This window comes from Ruegeria sp. CF4 (assembly GCF_056537345.1).
This window is the reverse complement of record NZ_JBQFRJ010000001.1, coordinates 971,031-994,574: the sequence shown is the minus strand read 5'-3', so window position 1 is coordinate 994,574 and position 23,544 is coordinate 971,031. Positions and strand designations below refer to the sequence as shown.

The 23,544-nt window shown below is 57.3% G+C and carries 22 protein-coding genes and 3 tRNA genes; 18 read left to right on the top strand and 7 right to left on the bottom strand.

Translation table 11 applies throughout. The annotated features are described in order from the left end of the window. The first annotated feature begins 25 nt into the window (after positions 1–25). The 7 genes from ACR0NF_RS04955 (at position 26) to ACR0NF_RS04925 (ending at position 7,497) form a co-directional block, all read left to right on the top strand. Positions 26–1,759 carry a sensor histidine kinase gene (locus ACR0NF_RS04955; RefSeq protein ID WP_480777861.1) on the top strand — a complete coding sequence of 578 codons (1,734 nt, stop codon included), beginning with the start codon at positions 26–28 and terminating at the stop codon, positions 1,757–1,759. After that, positions 1,756–2,985, top strand: a complete 1,230-nt coding sequence (locus ACR0NF_RS04950) for a sigma-54-dependent transcriptional regulator (RefSeq protein ID WP_480469954.1) — start codon at positions 1,756–1,758, stop codon at positions 2,983–2,985. Before ACR0NF_RS04955 ends, ACR0NF_RS04950 begins: the two co-directional genes overlap by 4 nt. A gap of 369 nt (positions 2,986–3,354) precedes the next feature. Then, positions 3,355–4,356: a DctP family TRAP transporter solute-binding subunit gene (locus ACR0NF_RS04945; protein WP_480469953.1), complete on the top strand. Its 1,002-nt coding sequence runs from the start codon at positions 3,355–3,357 to the stop codon at positions 4,354–4,356. Positions 4,357–4,472: 116 nt separating this feature from the next. Then, positions 4,473–5,150, top strand: a complete 678-nt coding sequence (locus ACR0NF_RS04940; protein ID WP_480469952.1) for a TRAP transporter small permease — start codon at positions 4,473–4,475, stop codon at positions 5,148–5,150. Then, positions 5,150–6,526 carry a TRAP transporter large permease gene (locus ACR0NF_RS04935; protein ID WP_480469951.1) on the top strand — a complete coding sequence of 459 codons (1,377 nt, stop codon included), beginning with the start codon at positions 5,150–5,152 and terminating at the stop codon, positions 6,524–6,526. The genes ACR0NF_RS04940 and ACR0NF_RS04935 overlap by 1 nt, the downstream gene beginning before the upstream one ends. Positions 6,527–6,678: 152 nt before the next feature. Then, positions 6,679–6,990 carry a DMT family transporter gene (locus tag ACR0NF_RS04930; RefSeq protein WP_480469950.1) on the top strand — a complete coding sequence of 104 codons (312 nt, stop codon included), beginning with the start codon at positions 6,679–6,681 and terminating at the stop codon, positions 6,988–6,990. A 60-nt stretch (positions 6,991–7,050) separates the two neighbouring features. Then, positions 7,051–7,497 (top strand): nucleoside deaminase, encoded by a 447-nt coding sequence (locus ACR0NF_RS04925; RefSeq protein ID WP_480469949.1) that lies wholly within the window; start codon positions 7,051–7,053, stop codon positions 7,495–7,497. 11 nt (positions 7,498–7,508) lie between these two features. On the opposite strand, the gene tpiA is transcribed toward ACR0NF_RS04925, so the two are convergent. After that, positions 7,509–8,258, bottom strand: coding sequence for a triose-phosphate isomerase (gene tpiA / locus ACR0NF_RS04920; protein ID WP_480469948.1), 750 nt, complete (start codon positions 8,256–8,258; stop codon positions 7,509–7,511). A gap of 120 nt (positions 8,259–8,378) precedes the next feature. On the opposite strand from tpiA, the gene ACR0NF_RS04915 reads away from it, so the two are divergent. Beyond that, positions 8,379–9,290, top strand: a complete 912-nt coding sequence (locus ACR0NF_RS04915) for an isopenicillin N synthase family dioxygenase (RefSeq protein WP_480777860.1) — start codon at positions 8,379–8,381, stop codon at positions 9,288–9,290. On the opposite strand, the gene ACR0NF_RS04910 is transcribed toward ACR0NF_RS04915, so the two are convergent. Further along, positions 9,287–9,652: a HesB/IscA family protein gene (locus tag ACR0NF_RS04910; protein WP_480777859.1), complete on the bottom strand. Its 366-nt coding sequence runs from the start codon at positions 9,650–9,652 to the stop codon at positions 9,287–9,289. The two genes, ACR0NF_RS04915 and ACR0NF_RS04910, sit on opposite strands and share 4 nt — an antisense overlap. A gap of 160 nt (positions 9,653–9,812) precedes the next feature. Here ACR0NF_RS04910 and ACR0NF_RS04905 point away from each other — a divergent pair, with 160 nt between their 5' ends. Beyond that, positions 9,813–10,139 carry a hypothetical protein gene (locus ACR0NF_RS04905; RefSeq protein ID WP_480469945.1) on the top strand — a complete coding sequence of 109 codons (327 nt, stop codon included), beginning with the start codon at positions 9,813–9,815 and terminating at the stop codon, positions 10,137–10,139. 220 nt (positions 10,140–10,359) lie between these two features. Here ACR0NF_RS04905 and ACR0NF_RS04900 read toward each other — a convergent pair whose 3' ends face one another. The 3 genes from ACR0NF_RS04900 to ACR0NF_RS04890 form a co-directional block, all read right to left on the bottom strand. Then, positions 10,360–10,722 carry an SUF system Fe-S cluster assembly protein gene (locus ACR0NF_RS04900; protein WP_480469944.1) on the bottom strand — a complete coding sequence of 121 codons (363 nt, stop codon included), beginning with the start codon at positions 10,720–10,722 and terminating at the stop codon, positions 10,360–10,362. A gap of 94 nt (positions 10,723–10,816) precedes the next feature. After that, entirely contained in the window at positions 10,817–11,095 is a 279-nt protein-coding gene (locus ACR0NF_RS04895) for an NfeD family protein (protein ID WP_480469943.1), read from the bottom strand. Continuing rightward, positions 11,095–11,985, bottom strand: coding sequence for an SPFH domain-containing protein (locus ACR0NF_RS04890; RefSeq protein ID WP_480469942.1), 891 nt, complete (start codon positions 11,983–11,985; stop codon positions 11,095–11,097). Before ACR0NF_RS04890 ends, ACR0NF_RS04895 begins: the two co-directional genes overlap by 1 nt. A 175-nt stretch (positions 11,986–12,160) precedes the next feature. Between ACR0NF_RS04890 and ACR0NF_RS04885 the strand changes: the two genes are divergently transcribed. The 4 genes from ACR0NF_RS04885 to lon all read left to right on the top strand — a co-directional run bounded on the left by ACR0NF_RS04885 (position 12,161) and on the right by lon (position 17,403). Beyond that, complete coding sequence (locus ACR0NF_RS04885) at positions 12,161–13,072, top strand: nucleoside hydrolase (RefSeq protein WP_480469941.1); 912 nt, start codon at positions 12,161–12,163, stop codon at positions 13,070–13,072. Positions 13,073–13,135: 63 nt separating this feature from the next. After that, complete coding sequence (gene tgt / locus ACR0NF_RS04880; RefSeq protein WP_480666985.1) at positions 13,136–14,266, top strand: tRNA guanosine(34) transglycosylase Tgt; 1,131 nt, start codon at positions 13,136–13,138, stop codon at positions 14,264–14,266. A 32-nt stretch (positions 14,267–14,298) separates the two neighbouring features. After that, complete coding sequence (locus ACR0NF_RS04875) at positions 14,299–14,760, top strand: DUF6636 domain-containing protein (protein WP_480469939.1); 462 nt, start codon at positions 14,299–14,301, stop codon at positions 14,758–14,760. 234 nt (positions 14,761–14,994) lie between these two features. After that, entirely contained in the window at positions 14,995–17,403 is a 2,409-nt protein-coding gene (lon, locus tag ACR0NF_RS04870; protein WP_480657822.1) for an endopeptidase La, read from the top strand. A gap of 34 nt (positions 17,404–17,437) precedes the next feature. Here lon and ACR0NF_RS04865 read toward each other — a convergent pair whose 3' ends face one another. Continuing rightward, on the bottom strand, positions 17,438–19,024 hold the full coding sequence (locus ACR0NF_RS04865) for an APC family permease (RefSeq protein ID WP_480777858.1): 1,587 nt from the start codon (positions 19,022–19,024) through the stop codon (positions 17,438–17,440). A 174-nt stretch (positions 19,025–19,198) separates the two neighbouring features. On the opposite strand from ACR0NF_RS04865, the gene ACR0NF_RS04860 reads away from it, so the two are divergent. Beyond that, a complete protein-coding gene (locus ACR0NF_RS04860) occupies positions 19,199–19,426 on the top strand; it encodes a hypothetical protein (RefSeq protein ID WP_480469936.1) in 228 nt (75 codons plus the stop codon). 41 nt (positions 19,427–19,467) lie between these two features. On the opposite strand, the gene ACR0NF_RS04855 is transcribed toward ACR0NF_RS04860, so the two are convergent. Continuing rightward, positions 19,468–19,542, bottom strand: a tRNA-Val gene (locus ACR0NF_RS04855). Positions 19,543–19,712: 170 nt separating this feature from the next. Between ACR0NF_RS04855 and ACR0NF_RS04850 the strand changes: the two genes are divergently transcribed. The 4 genes from ACR0NF_RS04850 to uvrA all read left to right on the top strand — a co-directional run bounded on the left by ACR0NF_RS04850 (position 19,713) and on the right by uvrA (position 23,526). Further along, positions 19,713–19,789, top strand: a tRNA-Asp gene (locus ACR0NF_RS04850). A gap of 45 nt (positions 19,790–19,834) precedes the next feature. Continuing rightward, positions 19,835–19,911 (top strand) — tRNA-Asp (locus ACR0NF_RS04845). Positions 19,912–19,992: 81 nt separating this feature from the next. After that, the gene (locus ACR0NF_RS04840; RefSeq protein WP_480777857.1) at positions 19,993–20,559 is read left to right on the top strand and encodes a methyltransferase domain-containing protein; all 567 of its coding nucleotides are present in this window, start codon (positions 19,993–19,995) and stop codon (positions 20,557–20,559) included. A gap of 108 nt (positions 20,560–20,667) precedes the next feature. Next, positions 20,668–23,526, top strand: coding sequence for an excinuclease ABC subunit UvrA (gene uvrA / locus ACR0NF_RS04835; RefSeq protein ID WP_480777856.1), 2,859 nt, complete (start codon positions 20,668–20,670; stop codon positions 23,524–23,526). The last annotated feature ends 18 nt before the right edge of the window (positions 23,527–23,544 follow it).

Sequence of the window (23,544 nt, the reverse complement as noted above, 5' to 3'; positions counted from 1 at the left end):
CGCTGCGAATGCAAGACCCTATGACATGCAACGGGTTTGGATCATTGCCGGGTTTCTGTGTGCGGTTGCTTTGTTGTCGGCAACAGTCTGGACTTATGGTTACCGTCAGGCGCTGACTCAACTGAGTCAGCAGGCCGAGGCTGATCTTGAGCTGGCAGCAGACCGATTGAGCACTCAGATGCAGGTGTATCAGGAGGTTGCTGCGTTGATGGCGGATCATCCGGCATTGCGGGCGCTTGGGACTCCGACGCAGGTTCGAACCGCGCAATCGGTCCTGTTGGATGTGGCGGATAAGACAGCGGCGGTTAACGTGATCTATCTGGCACCGGATGGCCGGGTTCTGGCTTCGGCACAGCCTGTTGCGCAAACAGATATGGCTGAACATCCGGCGTTTGAACGCGCCATGCAGGGTGCGCTCGGCAGCGCGCATGGGGTCATGCCGGGCAGTGGGGATCGGATCTATTCTTACGTTGCTCCGGCCTTTGGTCCTGCGGGCCGGGTTGTGGGTGCGTTGATGGTCGTGGCCGATGTGCAGGATGTTGAGCAGACCTGGCGTGGTAGCACCGAGGCTGTGTTTTTCGTCGACGCCAATGGGGTTGTATTCATCTCGAATAGGTCGGATCTGCTGTTCTGGCAGCGTGCGGATGGGCAGCCGGGCCTGACGCCGCCGGATGGTCAATGGGTTGATTTCGCCTCAACACTGGTGGGCGGCCATGAACTCTGGCGGTTGGGATGGGGGCGCTACTTCCCGCGCCGCGCCCTGCATCTGACACTTGCGTTACCCGTGATCGATATGACAGCCGAGGTTTTAGTCGATGTCGCCCCGGCGCGGCGTCTGGCAGGATTGCAGGCGGCAGCCGTCGCCGCGATCTGTTTTGCCTTTGGCGCGCTGTTGTTTCTGGCCTCGGAACGTCGTCGTACGTTGGCTCTGGCCAACACGGTATTGGAGAGCCGTGTTGCGCAGCGTACCCGGGCCCTGACGGCGGCGAACTCGGCGTTGCGGCGCGAGGTTGCGGAGCGGCAAGAGGCTGAGGCGGCGCTGAAACAGGCGCAGGCAGATCTGGTGCAGGCCGGTAAACTGAGCGCGCTTGGCAAGATGTCAGCCGGGATCAGTCATGAGCTGAACCAGCCGCTGATGGCGATCCGTCAGTTCGCGGATAACGGTTCGGCCTTTCTGGAACGGGGCAAGGGTGAAAGAGCGGGCGAAAATCTGGGTCGTATTTCCGACATGGCGGCGCGCATGGCGCGGATCATCAAGAACTTGCGCGCATTTGCCCGCAACGAAAGCGAGCCGATGGGGAAAGTCGATCTGGTTCAGGTTCTAAACACCGCCGTCGAACTGACCGAGGCCCGGTTGCGCGATGAGGATGTGACGCTGGATTGGTCGCCGCCCGAGGTCGAGGTTTATGCTTGGGGTGGCGAAGTGCGGTTGGGTCAGGTTTTCGTCAACCTGATCAACAACGCGGCGGATGCCATGGCAGATCAGGCCTCGCGTCGGATTTCGATCCGTCTGACCGAAGAGGAGCGTATTCGTGTATCGGTGCGGGATACCGGCCCTGGCATCAAGGATCCGGACCGGGTGTTTGAGCCGTTCTATACCACGAAGACGGTAGGCAGCTCGGAAGGGATGGGGCTGGGGCTGTCCATCTCATACGGCTTGGTGCAGAGTTTCGGAGGGGACATCCGAGGCGCGAACACCGAAGACGGGGCCGAGTTCACTGTCGAACTAGAACCCTATGATGAGGACAAGATCGCATGATCCGTAAGGTTCTTTTGGTGGATGATGACTCGGCTGTGCGTGAGGCGTTGGCCCAGACGCTGGAACTGGCCGAGTACGAACCTGTTGCTGCCGGTTCCTTCGTGGCCGCCAAGGATCATATCCGGCGCGATTTTGAAGGGGTGATCGTTTCGGACATCCGGATGCCGGGGCGGGATGGGTTTCATCTGTTGAATTATGCGCGTGAGGTTGACCCGGAATTGCCGGTTGTTCTGTTGACGGGCGAAGGGGACATTCCAATGGCTGTACAAGCGATGGGGCAGGGTGCGTTTGATTTTCTGGAAAAACCCTGTGCTGCTGCCGATCTGCTGTCTGTTCTGGGGCGCGCTTTTAGTGCGCGGGCCGAGGTCCTTCAGTTGCGCGAACAAAAGAGCGAGCTGGAACGCGGTGATCCCGCTGCGCGGATACTGTTTGGACTGTCCGAGCAAGCCGAAGCCTTGCGTGAACGTGTGCGCGCAGTGGCGCCGACGCGGGCCGAGGTGCTTGTCACTGGTCCGGTGGGCAGCGGTATTTCCAAGGTGGCTGAGGTTGTGCATCTGATGTCTCCGGGCGGGCAGGGTCCGTTCGTCAAACGATCTGCGTCGGGGCTGACCGTCGAGGAACTGAGGAAGGGATGCGACGACGCCTCGGGAGGGTCGCTGTTTCTGGATGAGGTTTCGGCCATGTCCGATGCCACGCAATACGCGACTCTGGAGTTGATCGAGCAGGAATCAGAGGCACGTATCATCGCGGGAACGACGATGGACTTGTCTGAACTCGTTACACTGGGACGGTTCAATGCAGATCTGTTCTATCGTCTCGACGTAATGCGTGTGCGCATACCGTCTTTGTCTGAGCGTCCCGAGGATATCCCGGTTATTTTCCGCCATTACGTTGCACAGGCAGCCGAGCAAGCTGGCATTGCAGAGCCTGAGGTGACGCCCGAACATCTTGCCTCGCTCATGGCCCAGGATTGGCCGGGGAACGCCCGGTCGTTGATGTCGGCTGCAATGCGGTTTGTGCTGGGGATGCCCGAAGAAGTTGCCGAGGCCGGTGATCTAGGCTTGAGCGAGCAGCTTGCCCGGGTTGAGCGGTCGCTGCTGATCGCAGCGCTGGGTCGCCACAATGGCAAGGCTGCTGATGCGGCGAAGGCGTTGAAGCTGCCGCGCAAAACCTTCTACGACAAACTTGCGCGTTACCAGATTCGCCCCGAGGATTATCGCAGGTAACAAGAGCTCCCGCCTGTTTTGACAGCATTATCATGCTGTCAAAGCCGTTGGGCCGGGCAGCCCGCTGGTGCGGGCTGCGGTTGCGCGTCAGGTGAGACAACGCGATTCGGCTGGAATGATTCGCGATTGTGCGGAAATCCGCACAGCGCTGAATTTCGCTGTGCGAGATTCCGCACAGTGTTGGGGTCGCCTCGTCGAGATATTAGCAAAGCAGCTAGTTAAGCACATGATATGAATGCAGAAACATCGAATCCATATTCGCAAAAACAAATTCTTGAGAGCGTTGCGGCGATTCGCTTCACTGCGTCGCATATGGCGCTGGTCAGGCGCCTGACGGAAATCTCAAGGAAGTCTGGGAGGACAAAACTGATGAAATTCCTGGCAACAGCCGCTACTGCACTTGCGCTTACTGTGACTGCCACTGCAGGCATGGCCGCCTGCGACGATGGTGAGATCGTGGTCAAGTTTGCTCATGTGACCAACTCTGACAAACACCCCAAGGGCATCGCCGCATCACTGCTGGAACAGCGCGTGAATGATGAGATGAATGGGGTCATGTGCATGGAGGTGTTCCCCAACTCGACCCTCTACAACGATGACAAAGTGCTGGAGGCGATGCTGCAGGGCGATGTGCAATTGGCCGCGCCTTCACTGTCGAAGTTCGAAAAATTCACCAAACAGTTCCGACTGTTCGACTTGCCGTTCATGTTCAAGAACATCGACGCTGTCGACGCGTTCCAGGCCTCGGATGCCGGTCAGGCGATGAAGGACAGCATGCAGCGCCGTGGCCTGCAGGGTCTGGCGTTTTGGCATAATGGCATGAAGCAGATGTCTGCTAACAAACCTCTGGTCGATCCTTCGGACGCGGATGGCCTGAAGTTCCGCGTTCAGAGCTCGGATGTGCTGGTCGCGCAGATGGAGGCTATCGGCGGTAGCCCGCAGAAGATGGCATTCTCGGAAGTCTATGGCGCGCTGCAGCAGGGCGTTGTGGACGGGCAGGAGAACACTTGGTCGAACATCTACGGCAAGAAGTTCTTCGAGGTGCAAGACGGCATCACCGAAACCAACCATGGCATTATCGATTACCTGGTGGTGACCTCGGTTGACTGGCTCGACAGCCTGGAGCCAGAGGTCCGCGATCAGTTCCTAACCATTTTGTCTGAGGTGACCGAGACCCGGAACAAGGAAGCCTTCGCCGTGAACGAAGCGGCCAAAGCCTCGATCACCGATGCAGGCGGTATCATCCGCGACCTGAATCCCGATCAGCGTCAGGCATGGGTCGATGCGATGAAACCCGTTTGGGACAAATTCGCGGACGACGTCGGTCAGGACAAGATCGACGCAGCCCAGGCGATCAACGCCGGGTTCTGATCCCGGTTGAGGCCGCGCGTCGGGGGACTGGGGAGTTATCGACGCGCAGGCCGGGCGGGCCGTTGTGAGGCCCGCCAACCTTTTACTCTCATCACAAAAAATGCGGGGACAGAGAGATGTCTGGTGCGAAACCCGGCCAAGGCGGGCTGGTCGACCATATCGAAGAGACGATGATCGCGCTTTTGTTGGGCGTGATGACGGTCGTCACCTTCGCCAACGTAATTGCGCGGTTTGTGTTCAATTCCAACATTCTATGGGCGCTTGAGCTGACGGTATTCACCTTCGGCTGGCTGGTGCTTTTAGGCGCATCTTATGCCGTGAAGAAACACGCGCATCTGGGTGTGGACGCGATCCTGAACATGCTGGCGCCGGCGCCGCGTCGCATACTTGCGTTGATCGCGGTGGCCTGTTGTCTGGTGTTCTCGTTGCTGCTGCTGAAGGGGTCGTACGACTATTGGGCGGTCTTTGCAGACCTTCCGCCGACCTCGGGCCGTTGGTTCCCGACCGGGTTCGACACCGGAGCGCGCAGCCAGAGTTTTTACGAAGTGGATGACATTCCCATGGTTGCCCCGCTGCGGTTTCTGGAAGATCTGATCAACTATGGCGAGGGGTACGAGAAGATCCCTAAGGTGATCCCTTATCTGGTGTTGCCGGTTTCCATGCTGCTGCTGGTCATCCGCTTTTCTCAGGTTGCAGTTCAAATCTGGCGCGGCGAGACCGACCGCCTTGTTGCCAGCCACGAAGTAGAGGACGAGATCGAAGAAGTCCGCGCTCAGCAAGGGGAGCATAACTGATGGACGTCGTTCTTCTTTTCTCGATGGTCGTTGGCCTTCTGCTGATCGGTGTTCCGATTGCAGTGGCTCTGGGCCTCAGTTCGACCCTGTTCCTGTTGATCTATTCCGACAGCTCTCTGGCCTCGGTCGCGGGCACTCTGTTCGAAGCGTTTGAGGGGCACTTTACCCTTCTGGCGATTCCGTTCTTCATCCTCGCGTCGTCCTTCATGACGACCGGTGGCGTGGCGCGCCGGATCATCCGGTTTTCGATTGCTTGTGTCGGGCATCTGCCGGGCGGTCTGGCGATTGCAGGCGTCTTCGCCTGTATGCTGTTCGCCGCACTGTCAGGATCGTCCCCTGCGACGGTTGTGGCCATCGGTTCGATCGTCATCGCCGGTATGCGGCAGGTGGGCTATTCCAAGGAATTCGCAGCCGGTGTGATCTGTAACGCGGGTACGCTGGGCATCCTGATCCCGCCCTCTATCGTGATGGTTGTTTATGCGGCCGCCGTTGAGGTCTCGGTCGGTCGGATGTTCTTGGCGGGCGTGATACCGGGCCTGATGGCCGGTCTGATGCTGATGATCACGATTTATGTGATGGCGAAGGTCAAGAACCTTCCAAAGGGAGACTGGAAGGGCTGGGGTGAGATTTTTGTCTCGGCGCGCGAAGCCGGTTGGGGGCTATTCCTGATCGTGATCATTCTGGGCGGTATCTACGGCGGTATCTTTACGCCGACGGAGGCTGCCGCGGTTGCTGCTGTCTATGCCTTCCTGATCGCAAGCTTTGTCTACAAGGACATGGGGCCGCTCAGCACCGAAGAGGGTCAACCCAATGTACCGCTGCTCAAGAAACCTTACGCACTGGTGACGGCCTTCTTCCATCCCGATACCAAGCATACGCTTTTCGAGGCGGGCAAACTGACTGTCACGCTGCTATTCGTGATCGCCAACGCGCTGATCCTCAAGCACGTTCTGACGGACGAGCAGGTGCCGCAGCACATTGCCAGCGCCATGCTGTCGGCGGGTCTGGGGCCGGTAACCTTCCTGATCGTGGTCAACGTGATCCTGCTGATCGGTGGTCAGTTCATGGAGCCCTCGGGCCTGCTGGTCATCGTCGCGCCGCTGGTGTTTCCGATTGCAATCGAGTTGGGTATCGATCCGATCCATCTGGGTATTATCATGGTGGTGAACATGGAAATTGGGATGATCACGCCTCCGGTCGGTCTGAACCTGTTCGTGACCTCGGGCGTGGCGGGAATGCCGATGATGAGCGTGGTGAAAGCGGCGCTGCCGTTCCTGGCCGTGCTCTTCGTCTTCCTGATCATGGTGACGTATATCCCGTGGATATCTACCTTCCTGCCCAACACCTTCATGGGGCCGGAGATTATAACCAACTAGGATTGGGCAACCAGTCTAAACCGGGCGGTTCTGCTGCCCGGTTTTTTTATGCCTTGAAGCCAGTGCCCGAACGCATATCTAAGTGTTTGAGGACGACCTCACCACCATGGATGACCATTCGGGACGACCCGAATTCGAAGTGAGGTGTTCTTATGCCCTGGATACTACTGTTGTTCGCTGGCCTGCTTGAGATTGTCTGGGCTGTCGCAATGAAGCAAACCGCCGGTTTTACACGGCTGTGGCCAACGGCGATCATGAGTGTCTCGATGGTCGGGTCCTTTGGCCTGCTTGCGCTGGCGATGCGGGACCTGCCCTTGGGCACCGCCTATACCATCTGGACCGGGATTGGCGCTGTCGGCGCGTTCACCGTTGGCATTCTGTTTCTCGGTGAGGCTCTGACCCCGATGCGTATCCTTGCGGCCGTCCTGATTGTCACCGGCCTAGTGGTGATGAAGCTGGCCTAAGCGTTGACGCCTGAAACGGGGTCGGGCAGCTTGGTGTGGCGATTCAATAGGATACTGCCCATGTTGACCGATACCGATGCACGCCTGCTTCGCCTTGCCTATGACGAAGCGAAAGCGGGGTTTGACGAGGGTGGTTGTCCCATCGGTTCGGTGCTGGCACGGGGCGGCGAGGTCGTCTCGCAGGGACGCAATCAGCGCGTCCAAGGTGGCGATCCGATCGCCCATGGCGAAATGGATGCGCTGCGTAAGGCGGGGCGGCAGAGGACCTACCGTGATACCGTGCTCTACACCTCGTTGTCGCCGTGCATGATGTGTTCGGGCACGATCATTCAGTTCGGAATCCCACGCGTCGTTGTTGGCGAGAATCAGAATTTCGGCGGCAATGAAGATTTCCTGCGCTCACGCGGGGTCGAGGTCATCATCGCAAATGACCCCGACTGTATTGCGCTCATGAAACGCTTTATCGAAGAAAAGCCCGAGCTATGGGCCGAAGATATAGCCGAATAGACTGATCGTGCTCACGCGGCTTCGAGCGCGCGAATAATGCCCGAGAAATCGTCGGCCTTCAGGCTGGCACCGCCAACCAATGCTCCGTCGACATTGGAAACACCAAATATCTCGGCAGCGTTGCTAGGTTTGACCGACCCGCCGTAAAGCAGGCGTACTGAGCGGCCAACGCCCTCGCCAAAGCGGCGTTCCAGGCGGGCGCGGATGAAGTCATGAACCTCACCGATCTCTTCCAGTGTCGGAACTTTGCCGGTACCGATGGCCCAGATCGGCTCATAAGCCACGATCAGATTCTCACCCGTCGACTGATCCGGGATTGAGCCTGACATCTGCCCGCCAATAATGTCCAACGTGTTCGCAGCTTCGCGTTGTTCGAGGCTTTCGCCAACGCATATGATCGCTTTCAAACCGGCATCCATCGCCGCGCGCGCCTTGGCGCGGACATCTTCGTTCTGTTCCCCGTGGTCCTCACGCCGCTCTGAATGCCCAAGGATCACCGCCGAGGCGCCTGCATCAAGCAACATGTCGGCGCTCAGATCACCTGTATACGCACCCGAGGCGGCGGCATGGCAATCCTGACCGCCCACCGCGATCTCAGTCCCGCTGACCGTACCCGAAGCGCGGTGCAGCAACGTCGCGGGTGGGCAGATCAGGATGTCGATCGGCGAAGAGGGGTGCGCAGTCGCCAGCTTCTCAAGCTCGCCCAACGCGGTGCTTGTGCCGTTCATTTTCCAGTTGCCTGCCGCCAGTTTGCGCCGCATCGCGATCCCTCCGCATTATCCGTTATGTGTTTCGGATATCACCCTCGCGCAGTGCTTACAATTCCGGTTGCAGTCCGGGCGCAGTAACGACAGATTGCGCGTGAAAATGCTGAGGGTGACATGATCGAAAACCTTGACCTTGCCAAGCTGGATCTATGCGATCCGCCAGAGCTGGCAAAGCTGAAAGACGCCGTTGGGCGCGTCGGCTTTCTGACCGTGTCCAACACGGGGCTTGAGGATGATCGCGTCCGTCAGGTTATTGCGGCCTATCGCTCGTTCTTTCATCAACCCGATGAGATTAAACAAGCCGTCGATATGGCCGTGACCGGCTCTAATCGTGGCTGGGGTGCCTCTCAGTCCGAGCAGGTCGATCCGGACGCAAACCCGGACTACAAGGAAGTATTCGACTGCGGATATGAATTGTCGTCCGGCGATCCCTATGCCGATCGCGGGCTGAGCGTTTACGCACCCAATCTCTGGCCCGATGTGGCAGAGTTTCGAACGGTAATCCAAGCCTACTACACCGAAGCCAGTGCAGTTGCGATGCGCGTTTTACGTGCGATTGCTGTGGCACTTGGCCGTGACGCGCAGAGTTTCGATGCCTCATTCGATACACCCATGGCTCTGCTGCGTGGGAACTTCTATCCGCAACGGCCCGATTGGGCAGGGAAAAAGGATTTCGGGATTGCCGCACACACCGACTATGGCTGCCTGACACTACTGGCTACCGACGGTGCGCCGGGTCTTGAGGTGCGCATGCCGGATGGTAGGTGGCAGGCCGTTGAGGCCGCTCCGGGCGCATTCATCATCAATTTCGGTGAGATGCTGGAATTCTGGACCGGTGGCGAGGTTAAAGCGACCCTTCATAGGGTGATAGGCGGTGCGAAGGAGCGGATCTCGGTCCCGCTGTTCTTTAATCCGTCTTACGATACCAACGTCGCCCCGCCGGGCTCAGGGCAGGTGATCCGGGCGGGTGAGCATCTGACACGCCGTTTCAATGAGACCTACGTGCACCTTCAGGCTGCGTCTTAACGCTGCGCTGCCAATGTTTCGTCGAATTTGATCGATTCTCCACAGCCACAGGCATCGACCACATTCGGATTGCGAAATTTGAAGCCGGATTCAAGCAGCGTGACCTCATAATCGATCTCGGTTCCGAACAGGAACATCTGGGCCATGGGGGCAATCATCACGCGTGCGCCGTCTTGCTCGACCACTTCGTCATTGGGGTCGGCTTCATCGACATAATCCATGGTATATTCCATACCGGCACAGCCGCCTTTCTTCACACCGATGCGCAGACCGGCATGACCGCCGGATTGCATCAGCTGAACAATTTGGGCAGCTGCTTTTTCTGTCATGGTCACGGCTTGTTTGCCGGGAATGCCAAACATGGTGGACTCCGTTTTCGCGCGTTACATCTAATCTAAGGCCGACGAGCGCCGGGCTCAAGAGACCGAGTGTTCAATTCCTCTGACCGCAGCGGGTTGTCATGAGGGGTCGCAAGGCTTTAGCCTGCTCTATGCGGGCAAGTTTTCAGAAAGGTAAGGACCGATGGCAGTTCAACGCTTGGTTGGTAAAAGGGCATTTGCGACCGTGATTGGGCTGGCTTTGGCTTGTCCGGCGATGGCTGCAGATGACAGCAAACGGCACCCGGTGAATTGTGCCACCGCTCCGGGTGATTTGCGCGCAATTGCGGCCGAGAAGAAGCACGCCGAGGATCAACAAGTCGAAAGTGTCGTTTCGATCTTGCCCGCCGGTGCCTTGTTGGGGCTGGTCACGGGGACCGAGAACAAGCATCTCAAGATGTTGTCGGGGGATTACATAAAGCAGCTGGACGCACGGGCGGCAGAGATTAGATCGACCTGCGGTATTGAATAGCCTGAAAAAAAGACCGCCCTCGGGCAAGGGCGGTCCGTGATCCGGGACAGGTCATATGGGGGCGGCAATCAGTCTTTTACCCGGAGCACTGACACAGTAGGGATCGTCTGTGCCAACGCGGCAAAAGTGCCGGGCTTTCATGTCGAAAACCACACGGATTGGTAACAGGCTCATAACCGTTTTATGACAAACGGAAAAAATCTGTGGATAGATGCGCGGGTTACATGAACCCAAGCTCAAGTCGGGCTTCGTCCGACATCATCTCCATGCCCCAGGGCGGCTCCCATGTCAGTTCAACGTCTACTTCCTTGACGCCTGCAACGGGCTCGATGGCCTCCACGATCCAGCCGGGCATTTCGCCTGCGACCGGGCATCCGGGGGCGGTCAGGGTCATAATGACCTTAACGGCGTTCTCGCTGGTGATATCGATCGTGTAGATCAATCCGAGGTCATAGATATTGACCGGAATCTCGGGGTCAAACACTGTCCGGCAGGCTTCGACCACGGGTTCATAAAGAGGGTGGTCGATGGTCGAAGGCGCAATCAGCGGGGTGCCTTCGAACTGTTCGCTGGGATGGGTCATTTAAGCCTCGGGTTTGTTACCTGAGAAATTATATAGGGAAAGTGTCGGGCAGCGTCCAGAGGTGCCGCAGCGCCTGTTCAGGCGCCACGACGGTTCAGTCATTGATATCGTGCTTGAAGGTTTTGACCTGACCGTGAGGCAGGGCAAACATGCGGCGCAGCACCAACCATGCGATCAGCGACAGAGCCGCGAAGATCAGCAGAAGAACCGGCAGGGAGGGCGCAAGGCCCGGGATCATCAAAATCACTCCGGTAATGGCTGCGCCGATGGCAAAGCCCAGGAAGATGAAGCCAGGCAGGGCGACTTCGAGGATGGCCAGAGCAAGCGCTCCGGCCAGCCAGATCCACCATGTCAGCCAAAAGGGATCGGCCATCATTTGCCTCCTTTCAGCATGTTAAAGGCATTGCCAAAGGCTTCAAGGGCGTTTGCGGGCACAACGATGGTCTGAGAACCGGTGCCATTGCCCAGGGCATTGAGCGCTTCCACCTGCTTAAGGGCGACCTGATACTGCGCTGCTTCCAACCCGTTGTCCTGAATGGCTTTGGCCACGACCTGCGTCGCATAAGCTTCGGCCTCAGCCGAGATACGGCGAGCCTTTGCCGTCTGTTCCGCTGCGTAAAGCTCGGCATCGGCCTGCAGCTCAACGGCGCGCTTTTGACCTTCAGCCTCGGTGACCTGCGCACGGCGGGCACGCTCGGCGTTCAACTGTTGCAGCATCGCGTCGCGGGTGGCCTGATCGAGGTTCACATCCAGAATCTCGGCACGGGTCACTTCGATACCCCAGTCATCGACAGCGGTTTCGACGCTTTCCTGAATGCGTTCAATCAGTTGTGCGCGGTTCGACTGCACCTCATCCAGATCCATCTTACCGATTTCCGCACGCACGATACCAGCCACGGTTGTGGCAATTGCGCCGTCTACATCGCGGATGCGATAGACCGTCTTTTCAGGTTCCAGAATACGGTAAAATACCGAGGTATCGATCTGCACCAGAACGTTGTCCTTAGTGATCGCGTCCTGCGTTGCATTCGGCAACTGACGCTCAAGGATGGATATCTTGTGGCGGGCAACATCAAGAAATGGAACGATAAAATTGATCCCGGGCCCAAGCACAGAATGTAGGCGACCGAACCGTTCGACCACGTATTTCTCTGATTGTGGCACGATCTTGATGCCTTTGAAGATGACAATAGCAATTAGCGCCGCCGCCAGCAGGTAGATAATGTTCGATGTAAGCAGTCCGATAATCTGGTCTTCTGTCATACTGTCCTCATTATTTGTGTACTATAGTATACATTTGGGGATTGAGTCGCCCGATTTCAACTCTGGTATGGATTGTGAGGGCAGGAATGCAAGTCTTTGAAAGCGTTAATACCGGGCGGAATTTCCATGCTGTGGCCGCTTTGCATCCCGCGTGTGTTTGCGATATCCGGCAGGGATGAAACTGATTATCGACACAGACCCCGGTATCGACGACGCAATGGCGATCGCTTATGCCGCCGCGGCTTCCGAAATTGACCTGATCGGCCTGACAACCGTGTTCGGCAATACGCATGTGAATCAGTCCAGTCGCAATGCGCGGTTTCTTGTGGACAAACTGAGGCTGAGCATTCCGGTGGCAGAAGGGGCGCCTTATGCGCTTGGTGAAACCGCGCATTCGCCATCAGAGCATGTGCACGGTCCCGAAGGCTTTGGTGATCTGACGGAAATTGAAGATATCGGTCAGAACCATCCGTTGCCTGCGGCTGAATTTCTTGTCGAAATGGCACGCGCGCATCGAGAAGAGCTGGTGGTTTGCGCGGTTGGTCCGTTGACCAATATTGCGGATGCGATGCGCCTGGATCCTGAATTCGCGGGCAACCTTGGTAAATTGGTCATTATGGGCGGTGCTGTTTTCTGTCCGGGCAATATCACCGAACATGCCGAGGCGAATATATATCATGACGCCAAAGCCGCCGATGAAGTGTTTGCGGCGCCACCGCCTACGGTGCTTGTGGGCTTGGACGTTACTCTGAAGACGCTCTACGAAACCGCCGATTTTGAAGCTCTGGCCGAACGTTCCCCGGATATGGGCGGCTTTCTGCGTGATATCTCGCGGTTCTATCTGAGGTTTTACAAAGAGGTCGGGGGCCTTGAAGGCTGCGGTCTGCATGACTCGACGGCTGTTATCGCCTGCACGCATGAACCGATGTTCGAGGTTGTTGAAACGGGTTTGCACGTGGCGCTTGATGGGCCTGAAATTGGCGCGACGCGACCGAATTCCTCACGACCACCTGTAAGGGTCTGCCGCGATGTGGATGGAGCAGGGGTCGTGCGCCTGTTTACCGAGCGCGTGGCCTCGCTGCCCTGACGGGTTGCATTGCACCTGTAGATCGGGCAAAGCCTGCCCGGTTCAGCGACCCAAGGCGATGACATGACTCAGCGATTTTCTTTCGATCTGAAAGCCACCGACGGTAAGGCTCGTACCGGTGTGATCAACACGCCACGCGGCGGGGTGCGAACGCCCGCGTTTATGCCTGTCGGTACGGCCGCGACGGTCAAAGCGATGATGCCCGAAAGCGTGCGCGCGACGGGTGCTGATATTCTGCTGGGCAACACTTACCATCTGATGTTGCGCCCCACGGCCGAGCGGATCGATCGATTGGGCGGTTTGCACAAGTTCATGAACTGGGACCGTCCCATCCTTACGGATTCGGGCGGGTTTCAGGTGATGTCGCTGGCGGGTCTGCGCAAGCTGACTGAAAAGGGCGTCACCTTTAAGTCTCACGTGGATGGCTCCAAGCATGAATTGACCCCCGAACGGTCGATGGAAATCCAACGCCTGTTGGGTTCGGACATTGTCATGTGTTTCGATGAATGCCCGGCGCTGCCGGCAGATCGCGACCGGATCGCCGAATCCATGCGCCTGTCGATGCGGTGGGCCGAGCGGTCGCGCGAGGCGTTCGGGGACCGCCCCGGTCACGCTCTGTTCGGGATTATGCAGGGCGGGCTGGAGCAGGATCTGCGTGAAGAAAGTGCCGAGGCGCTCAAGGCGATCGGGTTCGAAGGTTACGCCATCGGCGGTCTTGCCGTGGGTGAGGGGCAGGAGGCGATGTTTGACTGCCTCGATTATGCGCCCGAGTTTCTGCCGCAAGACAGGCCGCGCTATCTGATGGGAGTGGGCAAACCGGATGACATCGTCGGTGCTGTCGCGCGTGGCGTGGATATGATGGATTGCGTCCTGCCGTCCCGCTCTGGCCGCACGGGGCAGGTGTTCACACGCTATGGTGTGGTCAACATAAAGAATGCCCGTCATGCCGACGACCCGCGTCCGCTGGACGAGCAGTGCAGCTGTCCGGCGTGCTCGAACTACTCTCGGGCCTACCTGCACCACGTGTTTCGCTCGAATGAGATGATCTCGGGCATGCTGCTGACCTGGCATAACCTGCATTATTTTCAGGAAATCATGCAGGGCATGCGCGACGCGATTGCATCCGGCACGTTTGCCGACTGGCAGGCTCAATTCCACGCACAGCGCGAGCAAGGTGATATCGAGCCACTTTGATCACAGTGACAAACAGAGCATTTTCTGTTATTATGACGACATTCTATTTCAGAAAATTTTCTTGTTTTGTTCAGGAGGACTCAATGCCTCGTTTTATTGCTATTTTTGCATCTTTTTGTCTGCTCTCTGCCGCACACGCCGATGTTTGGACGTTTGAAACACCATCTGAGAACATCCAATGTGTAGTGGGGCAGGAGCCCGGAACGTCGGACCTGTCCTGCACTATCATTGAACGGTCAGGCGCACCGGCGCTGCCCAAACCTGCCGATTGCAACTCGGATTGGGGGCATGATTTCTTTATGACCAACCAAGGTGCGGTGAGAATGCTGTGCCAACCAGTCAACCAGTCTCGCGATGGGTTTGACCGTGCAGATTACGGGGCTACCGGACAGTTTGGCGGATTTGTCTGTCACTCGTCCAAGAAGGGATTGGAGTGCAGGAATGAGGTCGGTCACGGTTTCTTCCTGTCACGTGCCAAACAAAGGATATTTTGACGCTGAATTGAGCTCATTACGTCCACGATGATGGGCTGGGATCGCAAAAACGGTGGATATGTGCGCACGACGCCTTGCAGTCGCCAAATCATCGGGTCATGCTACTTCACGACAGGTGGCGATGAGGTTGAAATGGGGGAACAGGTGCCCCACCTTAATCGTCCAAGACAGGAGACGGCCAAAGGTTGCCTGAATTAGGGACTGGTGCCGTCTTGCCAATGATAAGGATAGAGCATGCAAGAGCCTCTGAATTCCTCATACCCCGTTCTGCCGCTGCGCGACATCGTGGTGTTCCCACATATGATCGTGCCGCTGTTCGTGGGCCGAGACAAATCGGTCCGCGCGCTGGAAGAGGTGATGCAGGATGACAAGCAAATTCTGTTGTCCAGCCAAATGGACCCCAGCGATGATGATCCGGATATGGACGGAATCTACCGTTCGGGTGTGCTGGCCAATGTGCTGCAACTGCTGAAGCTGCCTGATGGCACCGTTAAGGTGCTGGTCGAGGGGCAGGCGCGGGTGCAGATCACCGAATTCCTTGAGAACGAAGACTTCTTCGAAGCCCGTGCCGAGTATCTGACCGAGATTCCCGGTGATGTCACAACGACCGAGGCGCTGCTGCGTACCGTCGCCGATGAGTTCGAGCGCTATGCAAAAGTGCGCAAGAATATTCCCGAAGAAGCACTGGCCGCAGTGGGTGAAACCACCGAGCCTGCGAAACTGGCCGACCTCGTATCGGGTCACCTCGGCATTGAAGTTGAGCAAAAGCAGGAACTGCTGGAGACGCTCTCGGTCAGCGAGCGGCTTGAGAAGGTCTATGGCCTGATGCAGGGCGAAATGTCCGTTCTGCAGGTCGAGAAAAAGATCAAGACCCGCGTCAAAACCCAGATGGAGAAGACGCAGCGCGAGTATTATCTGAATGAGCAGATGAAGGCCATTCAGAAGGAACTGGGTGATGGTGAGGACGGCAGCAACGAGGTTGCCGAGCTGGAAGCCAAAATCGCCGAGACCAAGCTGTCGAAAGAGGCGCGCGAGAAGGCGGATGGTGAGCTGAAGAAGCTCAAGAACATGTCGCCCATGTCGGCCGAGGCCACCGTTGTGCGCAACTATCTGGACTGGATTCTGTCGCTGCCATGGGGCACCAAGTCCCGCGTCAAAAAGGATCTGGGCCGCGCGCAGGACATTCTGGACGCCGATCATTATGGGCTTGAGAAGGTCAAAGAGCGGATCGTCGAGTATCTGGCGGTTCAGCAACGCTCGAAAAAGCTGAAAGGCCCAATCCTGTGCCTTGTTGGACCTCCGGGCGTGGGTAAAACCTCGCTGGGTAAGTCCGTTGCGAAAGCGACGGGGCGCGAGTTCATTCGCATCTCGCTGGGTGGTGTGCGCGATGAATCCGAGATCCGCGGTCACCGCCGGACCTATATCGGTTCGATGCCTGGTAAGATCATTCAGGCGCTGAAAAAGGCGAAGACCACGAACCCTCTCATCCTGCTCGACGAGATCGACAAGATGGGGCAGGACTTCCGTGGCGATCCGGCTTCGGCAATGCTTGAGGTGTTGGATCCGGAACAGAACAGCACGTTCATGGACCACTATCTTGAGGTCGAATATGACCTGTCCAACGTGATGTTCCTGACCACGTCGAACAGCTATAACATGCCCGGGCCTCTGCTGGACCGGATGGAGATCATCCCGCTGGCCGGTTACACCGAAGAGGAAAAGAGCGAGATCGCCAAGCAGCACCTGATCGGCAAGCAGGTCAAGAACCATGGCCTCAAGGCCAAGGAATTTGAGCTGACTGATGAGGCGTTGCAAAAGATGATCCGTACCTACACCCGTGAGGCGGGCGTGCGGAACCTTGAACGTGAGATCGCCAAAGTTGCACGGAAATCGTTGACCAAGATCATCAAGAAAGAGGCGGAAACCGTGAAGGTGACGCCTGATAATCTGGATGATTTCCTTGGTGTGCCCAAGTTCCGCTATGGTCTTGCTGAACAGGACGATCAGGTTGGTGTCGTCACCGGTCTGGCCTGGACATCGGTCGGTGGTGATCTGCTGCATATCGAGGCGCTGAAACTGCCCGGTAAGGGGCGGATGAAAACCACGGGTAAGCTGGGCGATGTGATGAAGGAATCCATCGATGCGGCCTCGTCCTACGTTCGGTCGATTTCTCCCAAGATCGGGGTGAAGCCGCCTCAGTTCGACAAGCTGGACATCCACGTCCACGTTCCTGACGGGGCGACGCCCAAGGATGGTCCAAGCGCTGGTCTGGCGATGGTCACGTCGATCGTTTCGGTGCTGACCGGTATTCCGGTGCGCAAGGACATCGCCATGACAGGCGAAGTTTCGCTGCGCGGCAATGCGATGCCGATTGGTGGGTTGAAAGAGAAACTGCTCGCGGCCCTGCGTGGCGGGATCAAGACCGTGCTCATTCCCGAAGAGAATGAGAAGGACTTGGCGGATATCCCCGACAACGTGAAAGAGGGGCTGGAGATCATTCCGGTCGAGCACGTCTCGGAAGTTCTGGAGCATTCATTGGTTCGCGAACCCGAGCCGATTGAATGGGACGAAGCTGCCGAGGAGGCCGCTGCAGCTGCGGCCAAGGTGGCCGAGGGTGCCGGCCCCTCTGCAACAGCCCATTGAACAAACTTAAAAGGCGGGTCTTAACCCGCCTTTTTTACAGCCCGATCACCGGTTCAGCCGGACCCAGCAGTTCTTCTTCCGCGATGTAGGCCTGGAATTTCTCATCAGACAGCGAAGATCGAACTGCGAGGGCAAAGACCACCACGGAAAACACCGCACATAGCAGGATATCCCAGCCAAACGGGATTTGCTTCAGAGCGCCATCGCCGAATTGCCCAAGGTATGAAATCAATCCCAGTCCGCCAAAATAAGGCACCAGCCAGAGTGCCTCGGTGGCATCCATTTCATCCAGCTTGTTGTGAAAGCGGGCGAGCAACAGCACCATCCCGATGACCAGAGCTATGCCCAGCCTCCAGACAGTGTCCCAGCCGCTCCAGTAGACAACGAGAGTCGAGATCGCGAAGGCCGTGGCACCAACAAGCTTGACCGCAGGCACCCGGATGGAGCGAGGGCGATCGGGCAACAGTTCTCTGAGGCAGACAACGGCGATCGGACCGACCGCAAAGGAAAGAACGATTGCGGCTCCGTTCAGGGCGATAACGGTCGTGAATGGGACAGTGAGCAGAAACACCATGCCGATCAGGAAGTTCAGCGCCAGTGCCCATAGGGGCACCCCGAATTTGGACAGGATCTGAAGGCGTTTTGGCAAGAAGCCGTTCTTTGACAACGCAAGCGCGATCCGGGCGTTCGAACCAGTCGCGACAAGTCCGTTGCCAAAAGGACCAACTACTGAGCCGACATTCAATAAGCTCAGAAACCACACGATGCCCACGGACATGATGATGGCGTCAAGCGGACCTTGCCCCCCAAAGTCGAGGCTTGCCCAACCATTGCTGATCATCGACGGATCCAAAGCGCCGATAAATGCGATCTGCAAGCCGATATAGATCAGCGCGCAGAGTATGATTGAAAGCACCAGAGCAGCCGGTATCGCGAATTTTGGATTGCGTACTTCGCCAGCCATGTCGACCACGTGCCGGAAACCGATGAAGGAGAAGATCACGCCTCCGGTCGATACGGCCGCCATGATCCCCTTGAGGCCGTAGGGGGCAAACCCGTCCGGCGTGGTCAGGTTCTGCGCATCAAACCGGGTGAGGACCAGAAGGATAGAAAGAAAGATCGGTATCGCGATCTTGGCCCAGGTCAGCACGGCGTTCACTTGGGCAAAAAATCGAACACCCAATGCGTTCACCGCCACAAACAGCAACATGAAAAGCAGCGCCACGAGGATACCTGCTCCGGTCAGGTCTCCGGTATCGGCCGCATGCAGCCAGGGGGCATATGGCGCGAGGTATTTCAGCATTGCCTCAACCTCGATCGGGGCGGTGGTGTTATAGCCGATCCAGGCAGTCCACCCCATCGCCATGGATACGATATTGCCATGCGAAAACTGGGGCACCCGCGCGATCCCACCCGGTATGGGCAGCATGGCCGAGATCTCGGCAAAGGTGATTGCCAATATGAACATTGCGACAGCGCCAATGATCCAGGAAAGGATCGCAGCGGGCCCTGCGTGTTGAACCGCCAGAAGGGGCCCGAACAGCCAGCCAGAGCCGATGATGCCACCGACCGAGATGAAGGTCAGGCCGACAAGACCGATTTCACGCTTGAGTTTCGCCATGCCATTTTCCCGACTGCATATCTGGCAACCTTAGGCAGATAGCGGGATTTCTGACAAGCTTCGGGAAACAGGGGGAAAACTCTGCCGTGCCGGCATTGGGCTTTGTCGAAAAGGGTGGAAAACAATGTTCGCCTGTTGCACGCTGATGATCTGCCCACGTCAGGAGGATGCCTCATGCCCCAATATAACGACCTGTTTGAGCTATCTGTCAGCGATATTGATCTCATTGAAGAGGCCATGCGCCAGACGATCACCTCAAAGTCGCTGGAACCTGCGGACGAGACAAGCGAAGACCGTGCAGCGCGTGAGGATTTTGTGCGGCGTATGCACGACCTACTGGGGCGGTTGCATGATCAGAAGATATTCTATCGTCCACGAAAGGGTGTATATGTCGGCGGTTAGAAGGGAGCGATGCCAGCTTTTCAGAACGGGACAAGGAAAGATGGTGGGTGATAAGAGATTTGAACTCCTGACATCTTCGATGTGAACGAAGCGCTCTACCACTGAGCTAATCACCCGTGACGCAGGCTCTTATAGTCAGATCAGGTCTTGCGCAAGGTTATTCGCCCCGTTCGAGATGGTCGTTCTGGAAAAAATCAGTATCGGGCAAAAAACTTCAAAACGCCGCTTGACGCTGCCCGACCGGGGCCATAATACACCCCAACGTTCAGCAATGAACGTGCAGCGGGCGGTTGTAGCTCAGTTGGTTAGAGTACCGGCCTGTCACGCCGGGGGTCGCGGGTTCGAGCCCCGTCAACCGCGCCATCGCTGCACTCCTTGGTCCAGGTCAAAGGCCACGAAAATAGATGCGCGGTTGTAGCTCAGTTGGTTAGAGTACCGGCCTGTCACGCCGGGGGTCGCGGGTTCGAGCCCCGTCAACCGCGCCACTTTTCCCCGAAATTTGAAAATGAACGCTGACAATCACGCAGCGTCGTGCTGTATTGCCGCCAAATCAACCGAGGGCTGCAGTGACTAGTCTGAACAGAGTGATCATGGCGCGGCGCAGCCGTGAGTGGATACGTAAGTTGACGCCGTCAAAGCTGGATGCGGTTGAGATATCCGGGTCGTGGGGTAATCAGTTCGGGTTTCGCAGCTATGAGCAGGTCTGGCGCAATGACCATGATATCTGCCGAGGGCCTTTGCTGGACGAGCAGGGAGAGGTCCGGACGTTTGATCTGGTTCTCGCCAATCAAGTCTGGGAGCATCTGGACCGCCCCTTTGAGGCTACGCTGAACGTTCAAGAGATGTTGCGGCCTGGTGGTTATTTCTGGCTGGCAGTTCCGTTCTTCATACCATTCCACGCAGCCCCGCACGATTGTTCGCGCTGGTCCGAACGCGGGCTGCGCAATCTGCTGACCGAGTGTGGATTTGATCCCGCAGATATCCGGGCCGAACAATGGGGGAACCGTCAAGCAGCTCTTCGGAACCTCGAACCAGACTGGCCTCCGGTCTATGAGCCCGAGACAGATAGCCTGGATAATGACCCGGCCTTTCCGATTTGTGCCTGGGCCTTGGCGCGCAAATCCGAAGGTTAAAACAGGATTGACTGAAAATCCGCTTGTTCATATTTTGTTCTAACTTTTTGGTTGGAGACTCACCGTCGCTCACCTATTTCTGAGAGGCACTGGTTGTTGGGGGCCGAAATGGCTGAGCTGAAGAATATCGAGGTGCGCGGCGCGCGCGAACATAACCTCAAGAGCATCGATGTCGACATTCCGCGGGATCAGCTGGTGGTGATCACCGGCCTGTCGGGCTCAGGCAAGTCTTCGCTGGCGTTTGACACGATTTATGCCGAGGGCCAGCGCCGCTATGTCGAAAGCCTGTCGGCCTACGCGCGCCAGTTCCTCGACATGATGGAAAAGCCCGATGTGGATCACATCAGCGGTCTGAGCCCCGCGATTTCGATTGAGCAAAAGACAACCTCGAAAAACCCCCGTTCGACAGTGGGCACCGTAACCGAAATCTACGATTATCTGCGACTGCTCTTCGCCCGCGCCGGAACGCCTTACAGCCCGGCTACAGGGCTACCGATTGAGGCGCAGCAGGTGCAGGACATGGTTGACCGGATCATGACGATGGAGGAGGGCACGCGCGGTTATCTGCTGGCGCCCATCGTGCGGGACCGGAAGGGTGAGTACAAAAAGGAATTCCTTGAGCTGCGCAAGCAGGGGTTCCAGCGCGTCAAAGTGGATGGTGAGTTCTACGAACTGGATGAACCACCAACGTTGGACAAGAAGTTTCGTCATGACATCGATGTCGTGGTCGATCGTCTGGTGGTGCGCGAAGGCATGGAAACGCGCTTGGCCGATAGCTTGCGCACTGCCTTGGATCTGGCCGACGGGATTGCGATTCTCGAAACGGCCCCGAAAGAGGGTGACCCGGAGCGTATCACGTTCAGCGAGAATTTTGCCTGTCCTGTCAGTGGTTTCACAATCCCTGAGATCGAGCCACGCTTGTTTTCATTCAATGCTCCGTTTGGCGCGTGCCCGGATTGTGATGGGCTTGGCGTCGAGCTGTTCTTTGACGAACGCCTTGTGGTGCCGGATCAGACGCTAAAGCTGTATGACGGTGCCTTGGCACCATGGCGCAAGGGAAAGTCACCATATTTCCTGCAAACCATCGAAGCCATCGCGCGGCATTACGAGTTCGACAAGAACACGCCGTGGAAAGACCTGCCCAAGAACGTGCAGCAGGTATTTCTGCGCGGGTCGGGCGATGAAGAAATCCAGTTCCGTTATGATGAAGGTGGCCGCGTTTATCAGGTCACCCGCACCTTTGAGGGCGTCATTCCCAATATGGAACGCCGTTATAGGGAAACAGACAGCGCGTGGATTCGGGAGGAGTTCGAGCGGTACCAGAACAACCGTCCTTGCGGCACATGCGAGGGGTATCGTCTGCGGGCTGAGGCTCTGGCTGTGAAGATCGCTGGCCTGCATGTGGGGCAGGTGGTTGAGATGTCGATCCGTGAAGCGCTTGCATGGGTTGAGGATGCGCCCAACCATCTGAGCACGCAGAAAAACGAGATTGCTCGTGCGATTCTGAAGGAAATTCGCGAACGCCTCGGATTTCTAAATAACGTAGGTTTGGAATATCTTACGCTATCACGTTCGAGTGGCACCCTGTCTGGTGGTGAGAGCCAACGCATCCGCTTGGCCAGTCAGATCGGCTCGGGCTTGACCGGGGTTTTGTACGTGCTGGACGAGCCATCAATCGGCCTGCACCAGCGTGACAATGACCGGCTGCTGGGTACGCTCAAGAATCTACGCGACCAGGGCAATACCGTCATCGTCGTGGAGCATGATGAGGAGGCTATTCGCGAGGCCGACTACGTCTTCGATATCGGCCCCGGGGCCGGGGTGCATGGCGGGCAGGTGGTCAGTCACGGTACGCCGGATCACATTGCCGGAGATGCAGCCTCGATTACGGGCCAGTATTTGTCGGGCACGCGCGAGATTGCGGTGCCATCCGAGCGGCGGAAGGGCAAGAAACAAAAGGTGACGGTGGTCAAAGCGACCGGAAACAACCTCAAGAACGTGACCGCCGAGTTTCCATTGGGCAAGTTTGTTTGTGTGACCGGTGTGTCCGGTGGCGGCAAGTCGACGCTGACCATCGAGACCCTGTTCAAGACCGCATCGATGCGATTGAACGGAGCGCGGCAAACACCTGCACCCTGCGAAACGATCAAGGGGCTGGAACATCTGGACAAAGTGATCGATATTGATCAGCGCCCGATTGGGCGGACTCCGCGTTCGAATCCAGCAACTTACACCGGGGCCTTCACCCCGATCCGTGACTGGTTCGCCGGTTTACCCGAAGCGAAGGCTCGCGGGTATAAACCCGGTCGCTTCAGCTTCAACGTCAAAGGTGGGCGTTGTGAGGCCTGCCAGGGCGACGGCGTTATCAAGATCGAGATGCACTTTCTGCCCGACGTCTATGTCACCTGCGAAACTTGCAAAGGCGCGCGCTACAATCGCGAGACCCTCGAAATCAAGTTCAAGGGCAAGTCCATCGCGGATGTGCTTGATATGACTGTGGAAGATGCTCAGGAATTCTTCAAGGCCGTGCCGTCGATCCGGGACAAGATGGATGCGTTGGCGCGAGTCGGGCTGGGCTATATCAAGGTTGGACAACAGGCTACGACCTTGTCGGGTGGTGAAGCTCAACGGGTGAAGCTGTCGAAAGAACTGTCAAAGCGTTCGACGGGACGAACGCTCTATATTCTTGATGAGCCCACGACCGGTCTGCATTTTGAAGACGTACGTAAGTTATTGGAAGTGCTCCATGAGCTGGTAGATCAGGGCAACACGGTTGTTGTGATTGAACACAATCTGGACGTTGTAAAAACCGCAGACTGGATCATCGATATCGGTCCCGAAGGCGGCGACGGAGGGGGGCAGATCGTGGCAGAAGGTACGCCGGAAGACGTCGCGGAATGCGAACGTAGCCATACTGGCCGATACCTCAATCCGATGCTGAACGCCGAGCGTGTGGCCGCCGAATAGTCTGTGGCCAATCAGGGA